Here is a 14,960-nt window from a genome sequence, read left to right as displayed (position 1 = left end):
TCTTTTTAACAAAAAACAATTCTTCCTGTAGCGTGTCAAGTAAGACTAAGTCTTGATACTGAGGAAAAATGTACACAAAAACTTGAATATTTTGAAGAATCCAACTATGTTTGCAGAGGAAAACATTAGATAGAAGACGTGAGTTGTTATGAGCAGAGGATTTGTCAAAGAAAGCGATCAGGAAGAGATTCCGATAGTACCCCCCCGGGCTTATTTACCGGAAGGAACAATAAATTATGTAACCCGGGAGGGACTGGATGAACTGTTGGCCGAAAGAGAGGAACTTATCAATGAGAAAGAAAATCTGAACAAAGCCGATGAAAATGAGAAACGAATAGTGCAGAACCATATTAATGCAAAATTGTATCTGTTGAACCACAGAATCGACACCGCCATAATAGTTAATTTAGACGAACAGCCTCAAGATGAAATAAGGTTCGGTGCACGGGTAACTCTCAAAATGGAAGAAACCGGGAGAATCAAAACTTTTCAAATAGTGGGTGTTGATGAAGCTGATGTTTCCAAAGGAAAAATCTCCTTTATATCGCCTTTGGCCAATGCATTGACGAATAAAAAAGAGGGAGACAAAGTTGTTTTAAAACGAGACAAGAAAGATATCGTTTATGAAATTATAAGCATAGCCTATACCTAAGAGCGAATTGTGCGTCCTAAGAGATAAGATAATATGACTCTATTCAACGTTGTCTGATCCTATTTTTTTGTAAGGTGCAAAGAAATAGAATCAGAATAATGAATAGTCAGTTCGGTTACTTTAATTTTTTATAACTCAATGCCCCTGAAGGACAAAGATTTATTTGATTCATTAATTCTTCGGATGTTGCATTACCGATTTTAATCCAGGGTCTTTCTTGTGGATGATAAACCTTAGGTAGTGTTTTAACACAAATACCGGAATGAATACATTTCTCCGATTCCCAAATGATGGTAATTTCTTCGTTTGAATATTCTTTTTTTGACATATTGATTAAGAAACTATTTTGAATTTTCATTTCTTTAAAATAGCCCGCTATTATGCGTGAGCTGAAAATCCAGATCCATCCAGAAATAGGCATAAAACAGGGCATGAAAAATATTAAAACAGTTTCTGAGTTTAAAATGAAGTAGAATTATACGCTATGCTTAATAAATGTTCCGTTATCTAATTCTTTAAAAGCTTGATCCAGTTCTTCATTGGTATTCATCACAATTGGGCCACCCCATGCTACAGGTTCTTTCAACGGCTTGGCCGCCAACAGAACAAACCTGGCACCCTGATTTCCTGAACGGACTTCTACAGAATCGTATATGTCACTGTCTTTATCGCTTGAAGTAAATAAAACAGCGCATGATTTATTCTCAAATTGAGACAGGTTGTTGTCAACGGCAAGGTTGCCGTCCAATAAATAGATGAACAGCGTTTGGTCATTCGGAGTTTCGTCGTAAGTCCATGTGCTGCTGGGAGCCAGATCAATATCTAGATATTTAACCTTTACATATTTGCCTTCGAAGACACCGCTTTTGCCCTTGTAAGTGCCGGCTAGGATTCTCACTACGGCGTTTTCTTCTTCCACAAGGGTAACTTTTTCTTGCGTGATATCACCGTATGCCGGAATGGTCATTTTATCTCTGGCAGGCAAATTTACCCAAAGCTGGCACCCAAGCATTCTTTCAGATTCTTTAGGCATTTCCTGATGTATAATGCCTGAACCTGCTGTCATCCATTGGCATTCCAGATCGTGGATCGTGCCTTTATTTCCAAGACTGTCGCCATGTTCAACCTTGCCCTTAATTAGATAAGTAATGGTCTCAATACCTCTGTGTGGATGCCAGGGAAACCCTTTAATGTAGTCTTTCGGATCTTCGGAATCAAAGCCGTCAAGCATTAAAAATGGGTCAAAATCTACAATGTTTACTGGTCCCAACACACGGCGCAGATGAACTCCGGCGCCATCGACAGCATTCTGTCCTCTAATAATTTGATTTGCTTTTCTTTTGTTCATAATAGGACATCTTTAATTTCATTTACCTTATTAAATACACTCTTTGCAAACGGACAGTTTTATACTGTCTTGCATAATGATCCATATTCATTACACTACATGATACAATTGGGTCATTAGACTCCTGTAAATGTAATAAAAATCTATTCCGTTTGCTAATAATAGGCTCCAAAAGATAAAAATAATGCAATAACTATATAACCTATTGTACATAAGTGTTATAAGGTTTCTTTATTTGGTGAAACTTAGAGGTTATGTACACACATCTCCTTTAAATAGTTACTAATATGTGTAAAGATAGTGAGATAATCCTTATCTTCCACCAAAGTGCCAATTGCATTACAGAAGAAATTTCATTAAATCTTAGTGAAGGGCTATCAGTAATGAAAATTTCTATTTAACCTTATTTTAATACGACTAACCCAGAATAATAGTAAAAAATAAAAAAGATATCAGAAAAATAACTAAACTTGCAGGCTGTATTTCTATACTATAGACATCACAATTGTTGCCTGACATGAGTTTCAGGTAGTAACCGGAGAAACATGTATATTCATTTAAATAGGGGAATTAAATATAAGAAATTATTTGGATTATAATGATATATAAAAAACAACAAAATGAGAATCATAAAATTTGTAACCATTGGACTACTAATTGCAGGAGCAACTTCCTTTTCAGGATGCAATAAAGAAGATGAGGCTAAAGATAAAGATGAGGATAACCCTCATAATTCTGATCTAATTGGCTCCTGGAATATTACTTCAGATGGAAACGTCATCCCGTGGGGTATTGCAGTCGACGGTAATGGGAATGTATATATCTCGGAACTCATGGGAAACAGAATAGGCAAATATGCTTCTACGGGAACATTAATTACAACATGGGGGACTTTTGGGATCAATAACGGACAGTTCAGTTGGCCCAAATATATAGCAGTTGATGGAGATAATAATATATACGTAGCTGATGAGAAAAATCTAAGGATACAAAAGTTTAATTCAGCAGGCTTATATGTAACAAAGTGGGAAGTAGATTTTGCAGGGACTATTGCTGTAGATAAGTTAAATAAATGGGTTTATACTGTTGATGTATCAAATGTATTACAGAAATTTGATCTGTCAGGCAATTTCATGATGCAATGGGGCGGTACAGGAACTGGAGACGGGCAACTCATGTTAAGCAATCAGAATGACCTATCCAATCAAGGTATGAATGGTCAGATGGCTGTTGATAAAGCAGGCAATATCTATGTGGTTGACAACATGAATTTCAGAATACAAAAGTTTTCGTCTAGTGGCGCTTATATAATGAAATGGGGCAGTAAAGGAAATGGTGGCGGTCAATTTCTTTTTCCCTGCGGAATTGCAATTGATAGTGCAAATGGTTTCGTTTATGTAGCTGATAATAGCACACAAAATGGGGGGGCCGGTAATATTGCACGCATTGAAAAATTTGATTTAATGGGAAAATTTATTAAACAATGGATTGTAACCGATGATTCTGATAAAAGTCAAGTTATGGCCCTTGCAGTTGATAAAGATGGAAACGTTCTTTCGATACGGGGTTCTCGAGTATTTAAATATGCTTTTAAAGGTATAGGCAGTTAGACCGCTGTTCATAAATTATTTGTCCTATACCAATAGATACGTACACTTATTGGTCTTTTGTCTTTTCTTGTTCATCCAGATTTCCCCTTTCTTCCAGGTCTTTCATTGCATCGTACAATGAAAGTTTAAGTGTTCCAATGTAGCTGTTAATTTTTTTGCATTAATAGAACTGCCGGGGACAAGATCGTTTTTACTATCCTACTTTTCACGATGAATCGTTACCTTTGCAGTGTACGGTTATTTGATATATTTACCTGTTTTAACGCCATTTAATACATAGCTATAATGTTAAAAAGGTGTACATCCATATAGATGAGAGAAATATTCCCGATTTGGCACCTTAACTTCATTTATAACTCAGGTTGGGATGATTGATGGAATTGATGGAGTGGGGAAGATATTACCTATGTAAGACACTGTAAATCAGAGACATTTAGTGAGTGCTGGTGTGAAAAAACTCCCTTCAGAGAAATCTAAAAGGAGCTTTTTGTGCGGCTGAAGGGACTCGAACCCCCACGCCTCTCGGCACCAGATCCTAAGTCTGGCGCGGCTACCAATTACGCCACAGCCGCAGGCCTGTTTTTATTTGCGAGTGCAAAGTTAATATTAATTTTTATTTTTTGTGGCTTTTGTCGAAGTTATTTCTTCCGCGTAGATTCAACTCGCAAATGCAATTTTATTTTCCAAAGATGCAAAAAATAATTGAGCCGGTGTTTTATAGTTCAATTTTTTTCTTGGTCTTCGGTTTAATTTGTATTGTATCTCCTTCACTTTTTCACTATTAACATCATTAAAGTCAGTTCCTTTCGGGATGTATTGGCGTACGAGTTTATTGGTGTATTCGTTCAATCCTCTTTCCCAGGAACTGTATGGATTGGCAAAGTAAAAATCAATATCCAAAGCGCTTGCAATGGCTTTGTGTTCTGCAAACTCCTTGCCGTTATCGGATGTTATGGTGTGAATCTTTCCTTTATAAGGCATTAACAGACGGATGACAGTCTCCTTTACTGCCTCGGCATTCTTCCCCTTTTCCAATTTTTCCATTAGCACAAACGCCTTGGTTCGCTCCACGATGGTTAAGATGGCACCCTTGCCGTCTTTGCCGATTACGGTATCGATTTCCAAATCTCCAAATCGTTTTTTCTGGTCTACGATTGCCGGTCGGTGTTCAATCCCCACCCTGTCTTTAATGTGTACCCGGGTATCCGATACCGGGCGTCTTCTGTGCTTGAGCTTGTGGCGTAAGAAAGTGTATAAATCTCCTCCTTGCGCCTTGTCTTTGCGAATGTGCTGATAAATCCTTTCCACGCTTACCATCTCAATGCCGTTGACTTTGCAATAGCCGTTAATCTGTTCGGGAGACCACTGTTCTTCCCGTAGTTTTTTGTCAATGAACCGCTGCATGGATGAACTGAAGCTACGCTTGCGCTTGAAGCGTTCCTTGCGTTCATCGGCAAGCATTTGAGCGCGAGCCGCAGAATACTTCCCACGCTTGGCTTTATTGCGGGACAACTCCCGACTTATGGTTGATTCCGATACTCCTACAATCCCTGCAATCTGTTTTTGTGTACTTCCCCTTTGAAGTAGAGCTGATATTTGGTATCTTCGCTCTACGGTCAATTGTTTAAATTTTTTCATAATACAACTATTATAAACATTTTGGCCAACTTTCCCAAGGGAACGCGTTCCCTTGGGAATCTTTTTGACCATTAATAAATGATATTTAGTTGCATTTACTAATTGAATTTACGCCGGACAATCTTCTCGATGACTTCAGGAAAATGTTTGTATTCCAGCTGGTGTACTCTTTGGGCAATATCGCCGGGAGTGTCGCCGGGAAGTACTTCGCAGGAAGCTTGGAAAATTATATCGCCTTCATCGTAGTGCTCGTTAACATAATGTATGGATATCCCCGATTCCTTTTCACCGGCCTCCATTACTGCTCGGTGAACGCGGTCGCCGTACATCCCTTTCCCTCCATACTTGGGGAGCAAAGCCGGATGAATATTGATTATCCTGTTGGGGAAAGCTTTCAGAAGCGGGGCAGACACTTTTAGCAGATAACCCGCTAACACGATGAAATCGATGTTATACTGTTGCAACGTTTCCAAAATCAACTCCGCTTCGTCAAATTCCGTTTTGGAAAAGGTATAAGACGGAACCCCCAGATTTTTAGCCCGTTCGTGCACAAAAGCTTCTTTTTTGTTGGAAAGAATCAACGCTATTTCAATTTCGTCGTTACCGGAAAAATACCGGACAATATTTTCAGCGTTTGATCCGCTACCCGAGGCAAATATGGCTATTCTCTTCATAAAACAGGTGTGTGTTTTGCACAAAAAAACGGTAAATGTGCATTATTTTTGAATTTATTGATTGAAAAATTGTGTGGTTAAAGAAAAATTGATTTACTTTGCATCCACAAAATTAAAAAGAAAATATCTTTTATTTACTAATTTAATTAATAAAAAGTTATGTCTGAAGTAGCACAAAGAGTAAAATCGATCATTGTCGATAAATTAGGTGTTGAAGAGTCTGAAGTAACAGAAACTGCCAGCTTTACCAATGATTTGGGAGCTGATTCACTTGACACTGTTGAGTTGATCATGGAATTCGAAAAAGAATTCAATATCTCCATTCCGGACGATCAAGCTGAGAAAATTTCTACGGTAGGTGATGCTATTGCTTACGTTGAGCAACACGCTAAATAAAAAATCCACAAGTAAAATTCATGGAATTAAAAAGAGTAGTAGTAACAGGTCTGGGAGCTGTAACACCGTTGGGAAATGATGTTAAAACAACATGGGAAAATACCGTAGCGGGAAAAAGCGGGGCCGGACCTATTACTCTTTTCGATGCATCTTTGTTCAAGACACAATTTGCCTGTGAGGTAAAAAATTTTGATCCCTACGAGCTTTTTGACAGGAAGGAGGCCCGGAGATTCGACCGTTATTCTCAGCTTGCCCTGAAAGCAGCGAAAGAGGCGATAGAGAACTCAGGACTTGATTTGGAAAAAGAAGACACCAACCGTATCGGAGTTATCTTCTCTGCCGGAATTGGAGGTATCAAAACTTTTGAGGAAGAGGTTGGTAATTATTATCTTACGCAAGATAAAGGCCCTCGATTCAATCCATTTTTCATTCCGAAAATGATAGCCGATATTGCCGCCGGGCATATCTCTATGATTTACGGACTGAGAGGTCCTAATTACGCAACCGTTTCGGCATGCGCATCTTCTACAAATGCCATCGCCGATGCTTTTAATCTCATCCGACTGAATAAGGCAAATGTTATTGTTACCGGTGGTGCTGAAGCGACCATCAGCGCCTCAGCAGTGGGCGGATTTAACGCAATGCATGCACTTTCTACCCGTAACGATTCGCCTGAAACGGCTTCACGCCCTTTTAGCGCCAGCCGGGACGGATTTGTCATGGGAGAAGGTTCTTCGAGCCTGATTCTCGAAGAGCTGGAACACGCTCTTGCACGTGGCGCGCATATCTACGCCGAAGTAGCTGGTGCCGGCATGTCGGCCGATGCTCACCACATCACGGCTTCCCATCCCGACGGTTTGGGAGCCAAACTGGTAATGTACAACGCCTTGGAGGATGCACAAATGCAACCCGAAGATATAGATTACATCAATGTCCACGGAACATCTACGCCGGTAGGCGATATTTCGGAAGTAAAAGCCATAAAGGAGGTTTTTGGAGAACACAGTTACAAGCTAAACATCAGTGCAACCAAGTCGATGACGGGACACTTGTTGGGTGCTGCCGGTTCACTGGAAGCAATGTTTTGTGCTCTATCCATTGAGAACCAAATCGTTCCACCAACAATCAATTTTACTGAAGGCGACGAGGATCCGGAAATCGATTATAATCTTAACTTCACATTCAACAAAGCTCAAAAACGCGAGTTAAGAGCTGTTCTATCGAATACTTTTGGCTTTGGAGGCCATAACGCAAGCGTAATCCTTAAGAAATTCAACAAGTAATGTGTTAAGAAAATTTATGCGAAAAGTAAGGGCAATTCCTCACAAAGGAAAAGAACCCTACTTTTCATTTTACAGGATGTTGGGATTTTATCCCGATAGAATTGATCTGTACCAGGAAGCATTGACACACAGATCATCATCAATTCGCTCAAATTCAGGAAAATGGGTTAATAATGAACGGCTCGAATTTCTGGGTGATGCCATTCTTGATGCCATTGTAGCCGATATTTTGTACAAAAAATTCGAGAATAAAAAAGAGGGATTCCTTACCAGTACCCGCTCGAGGATTGTTCAACGTGAAACGCTGAACAAAATTGCTATTGAAATAGGGATCGATAAAATCATCACTTCATCCACCCGCAATCTTGCTCACAACACCAATATCTACGGAGATGCCCTCGAAGCACTGATTGGAGCGATCTATCTTGATCAGGGTTACCGCGTAGCGAAAAGTTTTGTTTTTGAAACGCTCATTAAGCAACACATCAATATCGATACCGTATTGAAAAGTGAGGTAGACTTTAAGTCGCGTCTGATAGAGTGGGGACAAAAATACAAAATTGACGTAGGGTTTGAGGTGACCGACTCTTCCTACGATGAGCAAAACAATCCTATTTTTGAATCGAGGGTTATTGTCGGTGGGATGGATCTGGGTTCAGGAAAAGGGTATTCCAAAAAAGAATCGCATCAGAAGGCAGCAAAGAAAGCCATCAAGAAGCTGCGGAACGATAATGAACTTCTGGAAAAACTTTTCGAGAAAGGGAATAGTGAGTCTTCAGAAACTTCCGGGCAGGAGGAAGAGAACGTGCAGATAGAAATCTAATGTCCAGCTTATACCCAGACGCCGAATGAAATACCCATCCTTCTTCCCTGTTGTACCAAAGGAGTATCCACAGTTACCAGGCGAAGTTTGCCCGCAACTTCTTCTAAAGGTACGTCATCTATTTTATTTTTGATCTGTGCAACCATACGTCCGAACTTCCCTTCGTGAATGAGTTGTGCTGCATGGCCGCCGAGCAAAGTGCCTAAATTACGGTCTGCGGGAGACGGTGAACCTCCGCGCTGAATGTATCCGAGGACGGTTTCGCGAGTTTCAAATCCGGTTTGCCTTTCAATTTCTCTGGCGAAATACATAGCAGGCCTTTCGCTGCTTCCTTGTATTTCAATTCCCTCGGCAACAGCCACAATGGAATAGGCTTTCCCCATTTCCATTCTCTTTTTTATCTTGTCGATAATTACTTTCATGTTGTAACCAAGTTCGGGAAGTAGAATGATATCGGCTCCCCCGGCCATTCCAGCATACAGTGTAATCCAGCCGGCATGGTGCCCCATAAGTTCAATAACCATTACACGACGATGGGAACTTGCCGTGGAATGCAGGCGGTCGATAGCATCCGTAGCAATATTGACAGCGGTGTCGAACCCGAAAGTGACATCGGTTCCGTACACATCATTATCGATGGTTTTAGGAATTCCTACTACATTCAGCCCCAATTCAGAAAGCATCCAAGTGGTTTTTTGTGTGCCGTTTCCTCCAATACAAACCAGGCAGTCGAGGCCCAATTCGTGGTAGCATTTTTTTATCTCTTCCTGGTCTTTTTCGTCGGGTGATGTGATTTTTTTACGGAACACCTTTTCGCGTGCGGTCCCAAGAATGGTTCCTCCCAGATTAAGAATCCCAGAGAGCGATGCATCGGAAAGGTCAATAACGTCCTTGTAAAGCAGTCCGGAAAATCCATTCTGAATGCCGATTACCTTCATTCCGTAATTGTTAATGGCTGTTTTTCCAACGCCTCGTATGGTCGCATTAATTCCGGGACAGTCACCACCGGAAGTGAGAATTCCAATTTTCATACTGTTTCTGATTTTCTTACATTAGTTCCGATACAAAGGAAACAAAAAAGGATTAAAAAGTGAAGATTTTGGAAAGAATATTTTCAGTATGCCAACAGAAAATCGATTCACCTGAGCTTATTCAATATTGTTTCCGCTGCACGGTCCGCAGCACCGGTTCCGCCCAGTATCCGCCGCATTTCCGCGTAATTGTCCAGCATGTTTTTTCGGTAGTTCTTCACGTGGAGAAGTTGGGTAAGTTCTTTTCGGATGTTGTCAACGGTGAAAAACTTGGCGAAGAGTTCCGTCACAACTTCTCTGCCACAAATAAGGTTCACCAATGAGATATAGGGTGTGTGCAGGATGTTTTTGAAGGCCCAGTATGATAGCCGCGGCATCGACGTACGGTAACAAACTACTTGAGGAATGTTCAGCAACGCCGTCTCCAGGGTGGCCGTCCCGGAGGTAACCAACGCTGCCTGTGACTGGGCGAGAATGCGGTACGTTTGGTGGAACAAAACCCTCAGCGGAAATCCTTGGGTGAACTTATCGTAAAAATCAGGTTCAATACCGGGTGCCCCTGCAACTACCAGTTGGTAATCGTCGAATCCTTTTACTGCTTGCAGCATAGGTGGCAGGTTGCTGGATATTTCCTGTTTCCTGCTTCCTGCAAGCAGTGCGATAATCGGACGGTCGGGAAGTGTGTTGGCCGCAATGAACTCGGCAAACGTTTCATCTTTATACTCGCGCGCGTCGATCTCATCCACCGACGGATTTCCGACGTAATGGACCCGGTAATCGTGTTTTTCGTAGAAATCTACTTCAAAGGGCAGGATACAAAGCATCTCATCCACATATTTCTTGAACGATTTAACCCGATACTCTTTCCATGCCCATACTTTAGGTGAGATGTAATAGAAGACGGGAATGTTCAATCGAGCCTTTACAAACCTAGCCATCTTTAGGTTGAATCCCGGATAATCAACCAGGATAACCGCGTCCGGCTGATAGCCGGCGATCTCCTTTTGACAGAGTTGCAGGTTGTTAAGAATGGTTTTCGCATTCATAACAACCGGGACAATTCCCATAAATGCCATTTCACGGTAATGCTTAACCAGTGTTCCTCCCTGGACGGCCATAAGATCACCTCCGAAAAACCGGAAATCGGCTTCCTTGTCCAACTGTTTGATCGACTTCATCAGGTTGGATGCGTGTAGGTCGCCCGATGCTTCGCCGGCTATTAAGAAGTATTTCATATTCTTATGTCAAATCCCACTTTTTCAGCTCAGGGATAAAATCGTGTGCTGTCATGTCAATTTTTACAGGGACAATGGCAGCGTATCCGTTTGCCAATGCCCATTCATCGGTATTTACGTTGTCTTCTTCCCAGTTTTCGAAGTTCCCGGTCATCCAAAACACATCGCGGCCGTTTCCATCAGCAGACCGTTGATATTCATTCACCCACTTCCCCTGCGTCTGTGATGTTATTTTTATTCCCTTTATTTCCCCTTGTGGAACGTTTACGTTCAAACAGATACCTTTGGGAAGCCCCTTTTTGAGAACAGTCGAGGCTATCCTTTGGGCTACTTCACAGGCGTGCGTGAAGTCGGCATCGTACGCATATTCACAAAGAGATACGCCAAGGGAGGGGACTTCAAAAATACATCCTTCTATAGCAGCGCCCATCGTTCCCGAGTATATTACACTAATTCCAGCATTGGACCCGTGGTTGATGCCCGAAACCAATAAGTCGGGCTTGCGATCTAAAAACTCGTTCAGCGCCAATTTTACACAATCCACCGGAGTTCCTGTGCACATATATGCCGTAAGTCCTTCTTCCTTTTTATAAATTCTGCTTCTCAACGGTTGTGATGTGGAGATGGCAGACGACATTCCCGACTGATGCAATTCCGGGGCGAAAACAACTACCTCGCCCAATGCTCTCATCGCTTCAATAAGCGATACTATTCCTTTAGCCTGATACCCATCGTCATTGGTGACAAGGATAAGAGGTTTTCTACTGTTCATTATTTTTTTCTTTAGAAATGAAGGACAAACTTAATCAAATTCATCGACTTTTCATACATAGGAGGTGTTACAAAATCGTTAAATTGAAGTTTATGTTTCAAAAAAATTCAACTATTTATTAACTTTATTGTTTTAAACTCAAGTATAAATACAATTCAACATATGAGAAAATTAAGCTTGCTGTTTACTTTGCTGATAAGTACAGTTTTGATGTTAGCACAGGAAGTGCGTCCGGTAAAAAACGTTATTGTGATGATTCCCGACGGTACCTCGGTGGGCGTATATTCTGCTTCCCGCTGGTATAAATTTTACAACAAAATGGGTGACCGCCTGCATATCGACCCCTTTTTCACAGGAACGGTTACAACACATTCCTCCAATGCGCCTATTGGTGATTCGGCTCCTACGGGATCAGCCTATGCGACAGGTGTTTTACAGAAAACAAGCAACGTGGCCATTTACCCGGAAGCAGATCCGGAAAACGATCTTTATCCGGTGGATGCTGCCCGCACCTATCAGCCTGCTGCTACCCTGTTGGAAGCAGCTAAGTTGCTGAAAAATAAAGCTGTAGGGTTGGTGGTGACCTGTGAGTTCCCTCATGCTACGCCTGCTGATTTTTCTTCGCATTACCATACACGCAGTGCCTATAAGTTTATTGCACCGCAAATGGCTTACCAGAATATGGATGTGATGTTCGGCGGAGGAAACAGTATTTTAACCGATGATATCAGGCAACACTTTAAAAATAACGGAACCGTGCTGATTCAAGATGATAGAAACGCGTTGTTGAACTACAACGGTGACGGAAAAGTCTGGGCGCTTTTTGGAGAGCGGGCATTGCCCTATTCCATTGACAGGAACCCCGACAACGTTCCGTCGCTTGCAGAAATGACCGCAAAGGCGCTGGATCTTTTATCCAAAAAAGAAGCGGGCTTTTTTCTGATGGTTGAAGGCAGTCAGGTGGACTGGGCCGCTCATGCTAATGATGCTGTCGGGATGATTACCGAATACCTGGATTTTGATGATGCCGTGGGGGAGGTGATGAAGTTTGCTGAAAAGGACGGAAATACGGCGGTCATTATTATGTCTGACCACGGTAACAGTGGTTTTACCATTGGCTCAAGAGATTGTCCAGGGTACGACAAACTGTCGATTCAGCAGTTGTTTGAAGCGGTATCGAATTACAAACTTTCGGCAAACGGCATCGAAGCCATTCTGATAAATACCAAACCCGAAAACATAAAGGCCGAGTTCAAAAAATACACCGGCATTGATATTACCGAGGAAGAACTGCAGACACTGCTCTCTTCGAAAAACTACAAAGAAAGTGATTACACCCAGGTGGGGACAAGTAATAACATGGCACACAACATAGTAAACATAATGAATTCGCGTACCTGCTTCGGATTTACCACAGGAGGGCATACCGGCGAAGAGACACTGTTGGCATCGTATCATCCGCAAGGGGATATCCTGAGAGGGAATGTGCGCAATGTGCAAGTGAACAAGTATCTGCAAAAAGCATTGGGGTTGGATAAATCATTACAGGAACTGTCGGATGAAATCTTTGTTAAGCATACCGATGTTTTTGCCGGGCAGAAATACTCCGTGAACCGGAAAGATCCCGAGTTTCCGGTCCTAACGGTTAAAAAAGGAAGAAACACGCTGGAGATAAAGGCATTTTCGTCCGTTGGAAAACTTAACGGCAAGCCATTCGATATTGGATCGGTCGCGGTGTATATGGATAAAAACGATACCTTTTATTTGCCTAAGGAGTTAGTAACGAAGTTATAACAAATCCCCCTGAAACGAGATGGGTTGCCGGTTGGTATCTGTGACTTGCAACCGGGCTGTTCCGTTCTCCCAGATATCGAAATACAAAAATATCTCCCGGCCGGTATCTTTCGTTCGAATATCTACCCGCCAATTCCCTTTTTTCTTTCCCGGATTCACCTGATAATCGAAGTCGGTACTGGTAAATTTTATTCCTCCCTCACTTGGATTAACGGGAGCTACATATGCTCGTCCGTAATAGGGCAGGTATGCCCGTATCGTGTCGGGAGATACTTTTACGTCGTAGTAGGGAGACAGGTAAATGGATTTGAAACCGGTGGGATAAGCGTAAGTTGCCTTAAACGTAAAGTCGAAATCGTTTACGCTCCGGCTCACTTCTCCGGCTACAACTTCCTTCTCCCTTGCCGTCTGTGCTGTGCCACACATTGTCAGCCCAAAAGCGACAGACAGCACAATAAGTAAATGTAATGCTGATCGTTTCATCTGTAATTCTTTTGTTTTTTACTGTAAAACAAAAATACATAGGGTTTTGTTGTTAGCAACTTATTGATTTTTTTCATGTCTTGTTTTATGTTTATTTTTTGATGGATCTATAGTGGGGCTATTTTGAAGAAATGAAGATTCAAGGACGCGAAAAAGAGCGAAAAACAGCATGAAGGAAGTAGAGATGAATAGAAATTTAAGATTTAAGACGTTTCTTAGAATGGTGATAAATCGGTGAAAAGGTTTAGGCAGTAATAAAAAGCTAACAGCATCAAAACGAAGAAATATGATAAAATCTCCAGCCTGAATGTGGTGTTGGCGTAAAAATGCGCCACAATGATGGAAAGAAATGCGATGATAATGTAGATCCAGATGAACGTGTGAGTCAGGTACAAAATCTGTAAAAGAAAGGAAAGCAGTATTACGGAAATGCTGAAAATTAATACTTTTTTGGTAAAGCTCCGCTCTCTTGTAATCTGCTTGCTATCAGCGGTAATAATGAAAAACAAGAAAAGCAGCATTGTCCCGATAAAACCCCATTGCGGGACAGAAAAACCGGGCGTCCGCGTAAAGTTGTAGATCTCGGCGAGACCTTTAAAAGGTTCGATAAAGCCGGAGATGTTATCCCCAAAGACATAGAACACAAAAGCAATCCAAAACACCAGTATTATTCCAAAAATAGATGCTATAAAAGATCGGAAGTTTATTCTGCCCATCGCCGATAACCCAATTAACCACAAGGGCACAAACAATAACGCGTGGATTTGAAAGATTCCGGCAATGGCTATCAACGCACTAAACTGATAAGCAAACCGGTGGGAATGGTGGTACTGATACGATGCCAGTAACGGAAAAAGGGACCAGAGAACGAAGATGAGCCCCGGAAAATCGGGAGTCATTCTCAGAAAAAACGGATGGACACTAAATAGAATCAGCGGAACATAAAAGGGCATCGCTGTTCGCATGCGGATCACACCGTAGCGGACGTTCAATTCGGAAAGAAGATAAGATATAATGAAAACACAGAATGTGCTCGCTAAAAACGAGAGAAGGGGATTTTCGAGAAAAACAGGTTCGATATAGGGCCAGATAAAGCCGGTATTGTTTGCCGGAAAATCAGGTAAGCCCTTTTTCAAAAACATCAGAAAACGCAACGCGATGACGGTAATAGAAACAACTAGTGAAATGAATCTGGATTCCACAAAAAAAGATTTGAAGTTT

The 14,960-nt window shown here is 41.6% G+C and carries 15 protein-coding genes and 1 tRNA gene; 6 read left to right on the top strand and 10 right to left on the bottom strand.

Annotated elements, in window-relative coordinates:
- The first annotated feature begins 148 nt into the window (after nt 1-148).
- A complete protein-coding gene (locus tag KCV26_03170) occupies nt 149-652 on the top strand; it encodes a GreA/GreB family elongation factor (protein WZX37406.1) in 504 nt (167 codons plus the stop codon).
- A gap of 115 nt (nt 653-767) precedes the next feature.
- Here the strand turns inward: KCV26_03170 and KCV26_03165 are convergent, their stop codons facing one another.
- The gene (locus tag KCV26_03165) at nt 768-980 is read right to left on the bottom strand and encodes a (4Fe-4S)-binding protein (protein ID WZX38306.1); all 213 of its coding nucleotides are present in this window, start codon (nt 978-980) and stop codon (nt 768-770) included.
- Between the two features lie 147 nt (nt 981-1,127).
- Nucleotides 1,128-2,000, bottom strand: a complete 873-nt coding sequence (locus tag KCV26_03160; protein WZX37405.1) for a pirin family protein — start codon at nt 1,998-2,000, stop codon at nt 1,128-1,130.
- A gap of 620 nt (nt 2,001-2,620) precedes the next feature.
- On the opposite strand from KCV26_03160, the gene KCV26_03155 reads away from it, so the two are divergent.
- The gene (locus tag KCV26_03155) at nt 2,621-3,610 is read left to right on the top strand and encodes a 6-bladed beta-propeller (GenBank protein ID WZX37404.1); all 990 of its coding nucleotides are present in this window, start codon (nt 2,621-2,623) and stop codon (nt 3,608-3,610) included.
- Between the two features lie 490 nt (nt 3,611-4,100).
- On the opposite strand, the gene KCV26_03150 is transcribed toward KCV26_03155, so the two are convergent.
- The 3 genes from KCV26_03150 to purN form a co-directional block, all read right to left on the bottom strand.
- Nucleotides 4,101-4,182: transfer RNA gene (locus KCV26_03150), tRNA-Leu, on the bottom strand.
- 85 nt (nt 4,183-4,267) lie between these two features.
- Nucleotides 4,268-5,248: an IS30 family transposase gene (locus tag KCV26_03145; GenBank protein WZX37403.1), complete on the bottom strand. Its 981-nt coding sequence runs from the start codon at nt 5,246-5,248 to the stop codon at nt 4,268-4,270.
- A 98-nt stretch (nt 5,249-5,346) separates the two neighbouring features.
- On the bottom strand, nt 5,347-5,922 hold the full coding sequence (gene purN / locus KCV26_03140; GenBank protein ID WZX37402.1) for a phosphoribosylglycinamide formyltransferase: 576 nt from the start codon (nt 5,920-5,922) through the stop codon (nt 5,347-5,349).
- Nucleotides 5,923-6,081: 159 nt separating this feature from the next.
- Here purN and KCV26_03135 point away from each other — a divergent pair, with 159 nt between their 5' ends.
- Genes KCV26_03135 through rnc form a run of 3 tightly spaced genes read left to right on the top strand, consistent with a single transcriptional unit; the run spans nt 6,082 to nt 8,424 of the window.
- Complete coding sequence (locus KCV26_03135; GenBank protein WZX37401.1) at nt 6,082-6,318, top strand: acyl carrier protein; 237 nt, start codon at nt 6,082-6,084, stop codon at nt 6,316-6,318.
- A 20-nt stretch (nt 6,319-6,338) separates the two neighbouring features.
- Complete coding sequence (gene fabF, locus KCV26_03130) at nt 6,339-7,601, top strand: beta-ketoacyl-ACP synthase II (GenBank protein WZX37400.1); 1,263 nt, start codon at nt 6,339-6,341, stop codon at nt 7,599-7,601.
- A gap of 16 nt (nt 7,602-7,617) precedes the next feature.
- On the top strand, nt 7,618-8,424 hold the full coding sequence (gene rnc / locus KCV26_03125) for a ribonuclease III (protein WZX37399.1): 807 nt from the start codon (nt 7,618-7,620) through the stop codon (nt 8,422-8,424).
- 8 nt (nt 8,425-8,432) lie between these two features.
- On the opposite strand, the gene KCV26_03120 is transcribed toward rnc, so the two are convergent.
- From KCV26_03120 to surE, 3 genes are all read right to left on the bottom strand, one after another.
- Complete coding sequence (locus tag KCV26_03120; protein WZX37398.1) at nt 8,433-9,455, bottom strand: 6-phosphofructokinase; 1,023 nt, start codon at nt 9,453-9,455, stop codon at nt 8,433-8,435.
- Between the two features lie 107 nt (nt 9,456-9,562).
- Nucleotides 9,563-10,690, bottom strand: coding sequence for a lipid-A-disaccharide synthase (gene lpxB, locus KCV26_03115; GenBank protein WZX37397.1), 1,128 nt, complete (start codon nt 10,688-10,690; stop codon nt 9,563-9,565).
- 4 nt (nt 10,691-10,694) lie between these two features.
- Nucleotides 10,695-11,462 carry a 5'/3'-nucleotidase SurE gene (surE, locus tag KCV26_03110; protein WZX37396.1) on the bottom strand — a complete coding sequence of 256 codons (768 nt, stop codon included), beginning with the start codon at nt 11,460-11,462 and terminating at the stop codon, nt 10,695-10,697.
- A gap of 162 nt (nt 11,463-11,624) precedes the next feature.
- Between surE and KCV26_03105 the strand changes: the two genes are divergently transcribed.
- Nucleotides 11,625-13,256: an alkaline phosphatase gene (locus tag KCV26_03105; protein WZX37395.1), complete on the top strand. Its 1,632-nt coding sequence runs from the start codon at nt 11,625-11,627 to the stop codon at nt 13,254-13,256.
- On the opposite strand, the gene KCV26_03100 is transcribed toward KCV26_03105, so the two are convergent.
- Both KCV26_03100 and KCV26_03095 read right to left on the bottom strand, forming a co-directional pair.
- A complete protein-coding gene (locus KCV26_03100) occupies nt 13,251-13,739 on the bottom strand; it encodes a DUF4251 domain-containing protein (protein ID WZX37394.1) in 489 nt (162 codons plus the stop codon). The two genes, KCV26_03105 and KCV26_03100, sit on opposite strands and share 6 nt — an antisense overlap.
- Before the next feature lie 215 nt (nt 13,740-13,954).
- Nucleotides 13,955-14,941, bottom strand: a complete 987-nt coding sequence (locus KCV26_03095; protein ID WZX37393.1) for a hypothetical protein — start codon at nt 14,939-14,941, stop codon at nt 13,955-13,957.
- Nucleotides 14,942-14,960: the final 19 nt, after the last annotated feature.

The sequence above is a fragment of the Petrimonas sulfuriphila genome (assembly GCA_038561985.1).
In the GTDB taxonomy this organism is placed as follows: Bacteria; Bacteroidota; Bacteroidia; order Bacteroidales; family Dysgonomonadaceae; genus Petrimonas; species Petrimonas sulfuriphila.
The sequence above is the reverse complement of the archived record's forward strand: the minus strand, read 5'-3'. Positions and strand labels throughout refer to the sequence as shown.

Bases quoted from the DNA above. Each gene is read 5' to 3' on its own strand.
- KCV26_03170 (WZX37406.1), top strand. From the start codon at position 149: ATGAGCAGAGGATTTGTCAAAGAAAGCGATCAGGAAGAGATTCCGATA.
- KCV26_03165 (WZX38306.1), bottom strand. From the start codon at position 980: ATGTCAAAAAAAGAATATTCAAACGAAGAAATTACCATCATTTGGGAA.
- KCV26_03160 (WZX37405.1), bottom strand. From the start codon at position 2,000: ATGAACAAAAGAAAAGCAAATCAAATTATTAGAGGACAGAATGCTGTC.
- KCV26_03155 (WZX37404.1), top strand. From the start codon at position 2,621: ATGAGAATCATAAAATTTGTAACCATTGGACTACTAATTGCAGGAGCA.
- KCV26_03145 (WZX37403.1), bottom strand. From the start codon at position 5,248: ATGAAAAAATTTAAACAATTGACCGTAGAGCGAAGATACCAAATATCA.
- purN (WZX37402.1), bottom strand. From the start codon at position 5,922: ATGAAGAGAATAGCCATATTTGCCTCGGGTAGCGGATCAAACGCTGAA.
- KCV26_03135 (WZX37401.1), top strand. From the start codon at position 6,082: ATGTCTGAAGTAGCACAAAGAGTAAAATCGATCATTGTCGATAAATTA.
- fabF (WZX37400.1), top strand. From the start codon at position 6,339: ATGGAATTAAAAAGAGTAGTAGTAACAGGTCTGGGAGCTGTAACACCG.
- rnc (WZX37399.1), top strand. From the start codon at position 7,618: ATGCGAAAAGTAAGGGCAATTCCTCACAAAGGAAAAGAACCCTACTTT.
- KCV26_03120 (WZX37398.1), bottom strand. From the start codon at position 9,455: ATGAAAATTGGAATTCTCACTTCCGGTGGTGACTGTCCCGGAATTAAT.
- lpxB (WZX37397.1), bottom strand. From the start codon at position 10,690: ATGAAATACTTCTTAATAGCCGGCGAAGCATCGGGCGACCTACACGCA.
- surE (WZX37396.1), bottom strand. From the start codon at position 11,462: ATGAACAGTAGAAAACCTCTTATCCTTGTCACCAATGACGATGGGTAT.
- KCV26_03105 (WZX37395.1), top strand. From the start codon at position 11,625: ATGAGAAAATTAAGCTTGCTGTTTACTTTGCTGATAAGTACAGTTTTG.
- KCV26_03100 (WZX37394.1), bottom strand. From the start codon at position 13,739: ATGAAACGATCAGCATTACATTTACTTATTGTGCTGTCTGTCGCTTTT.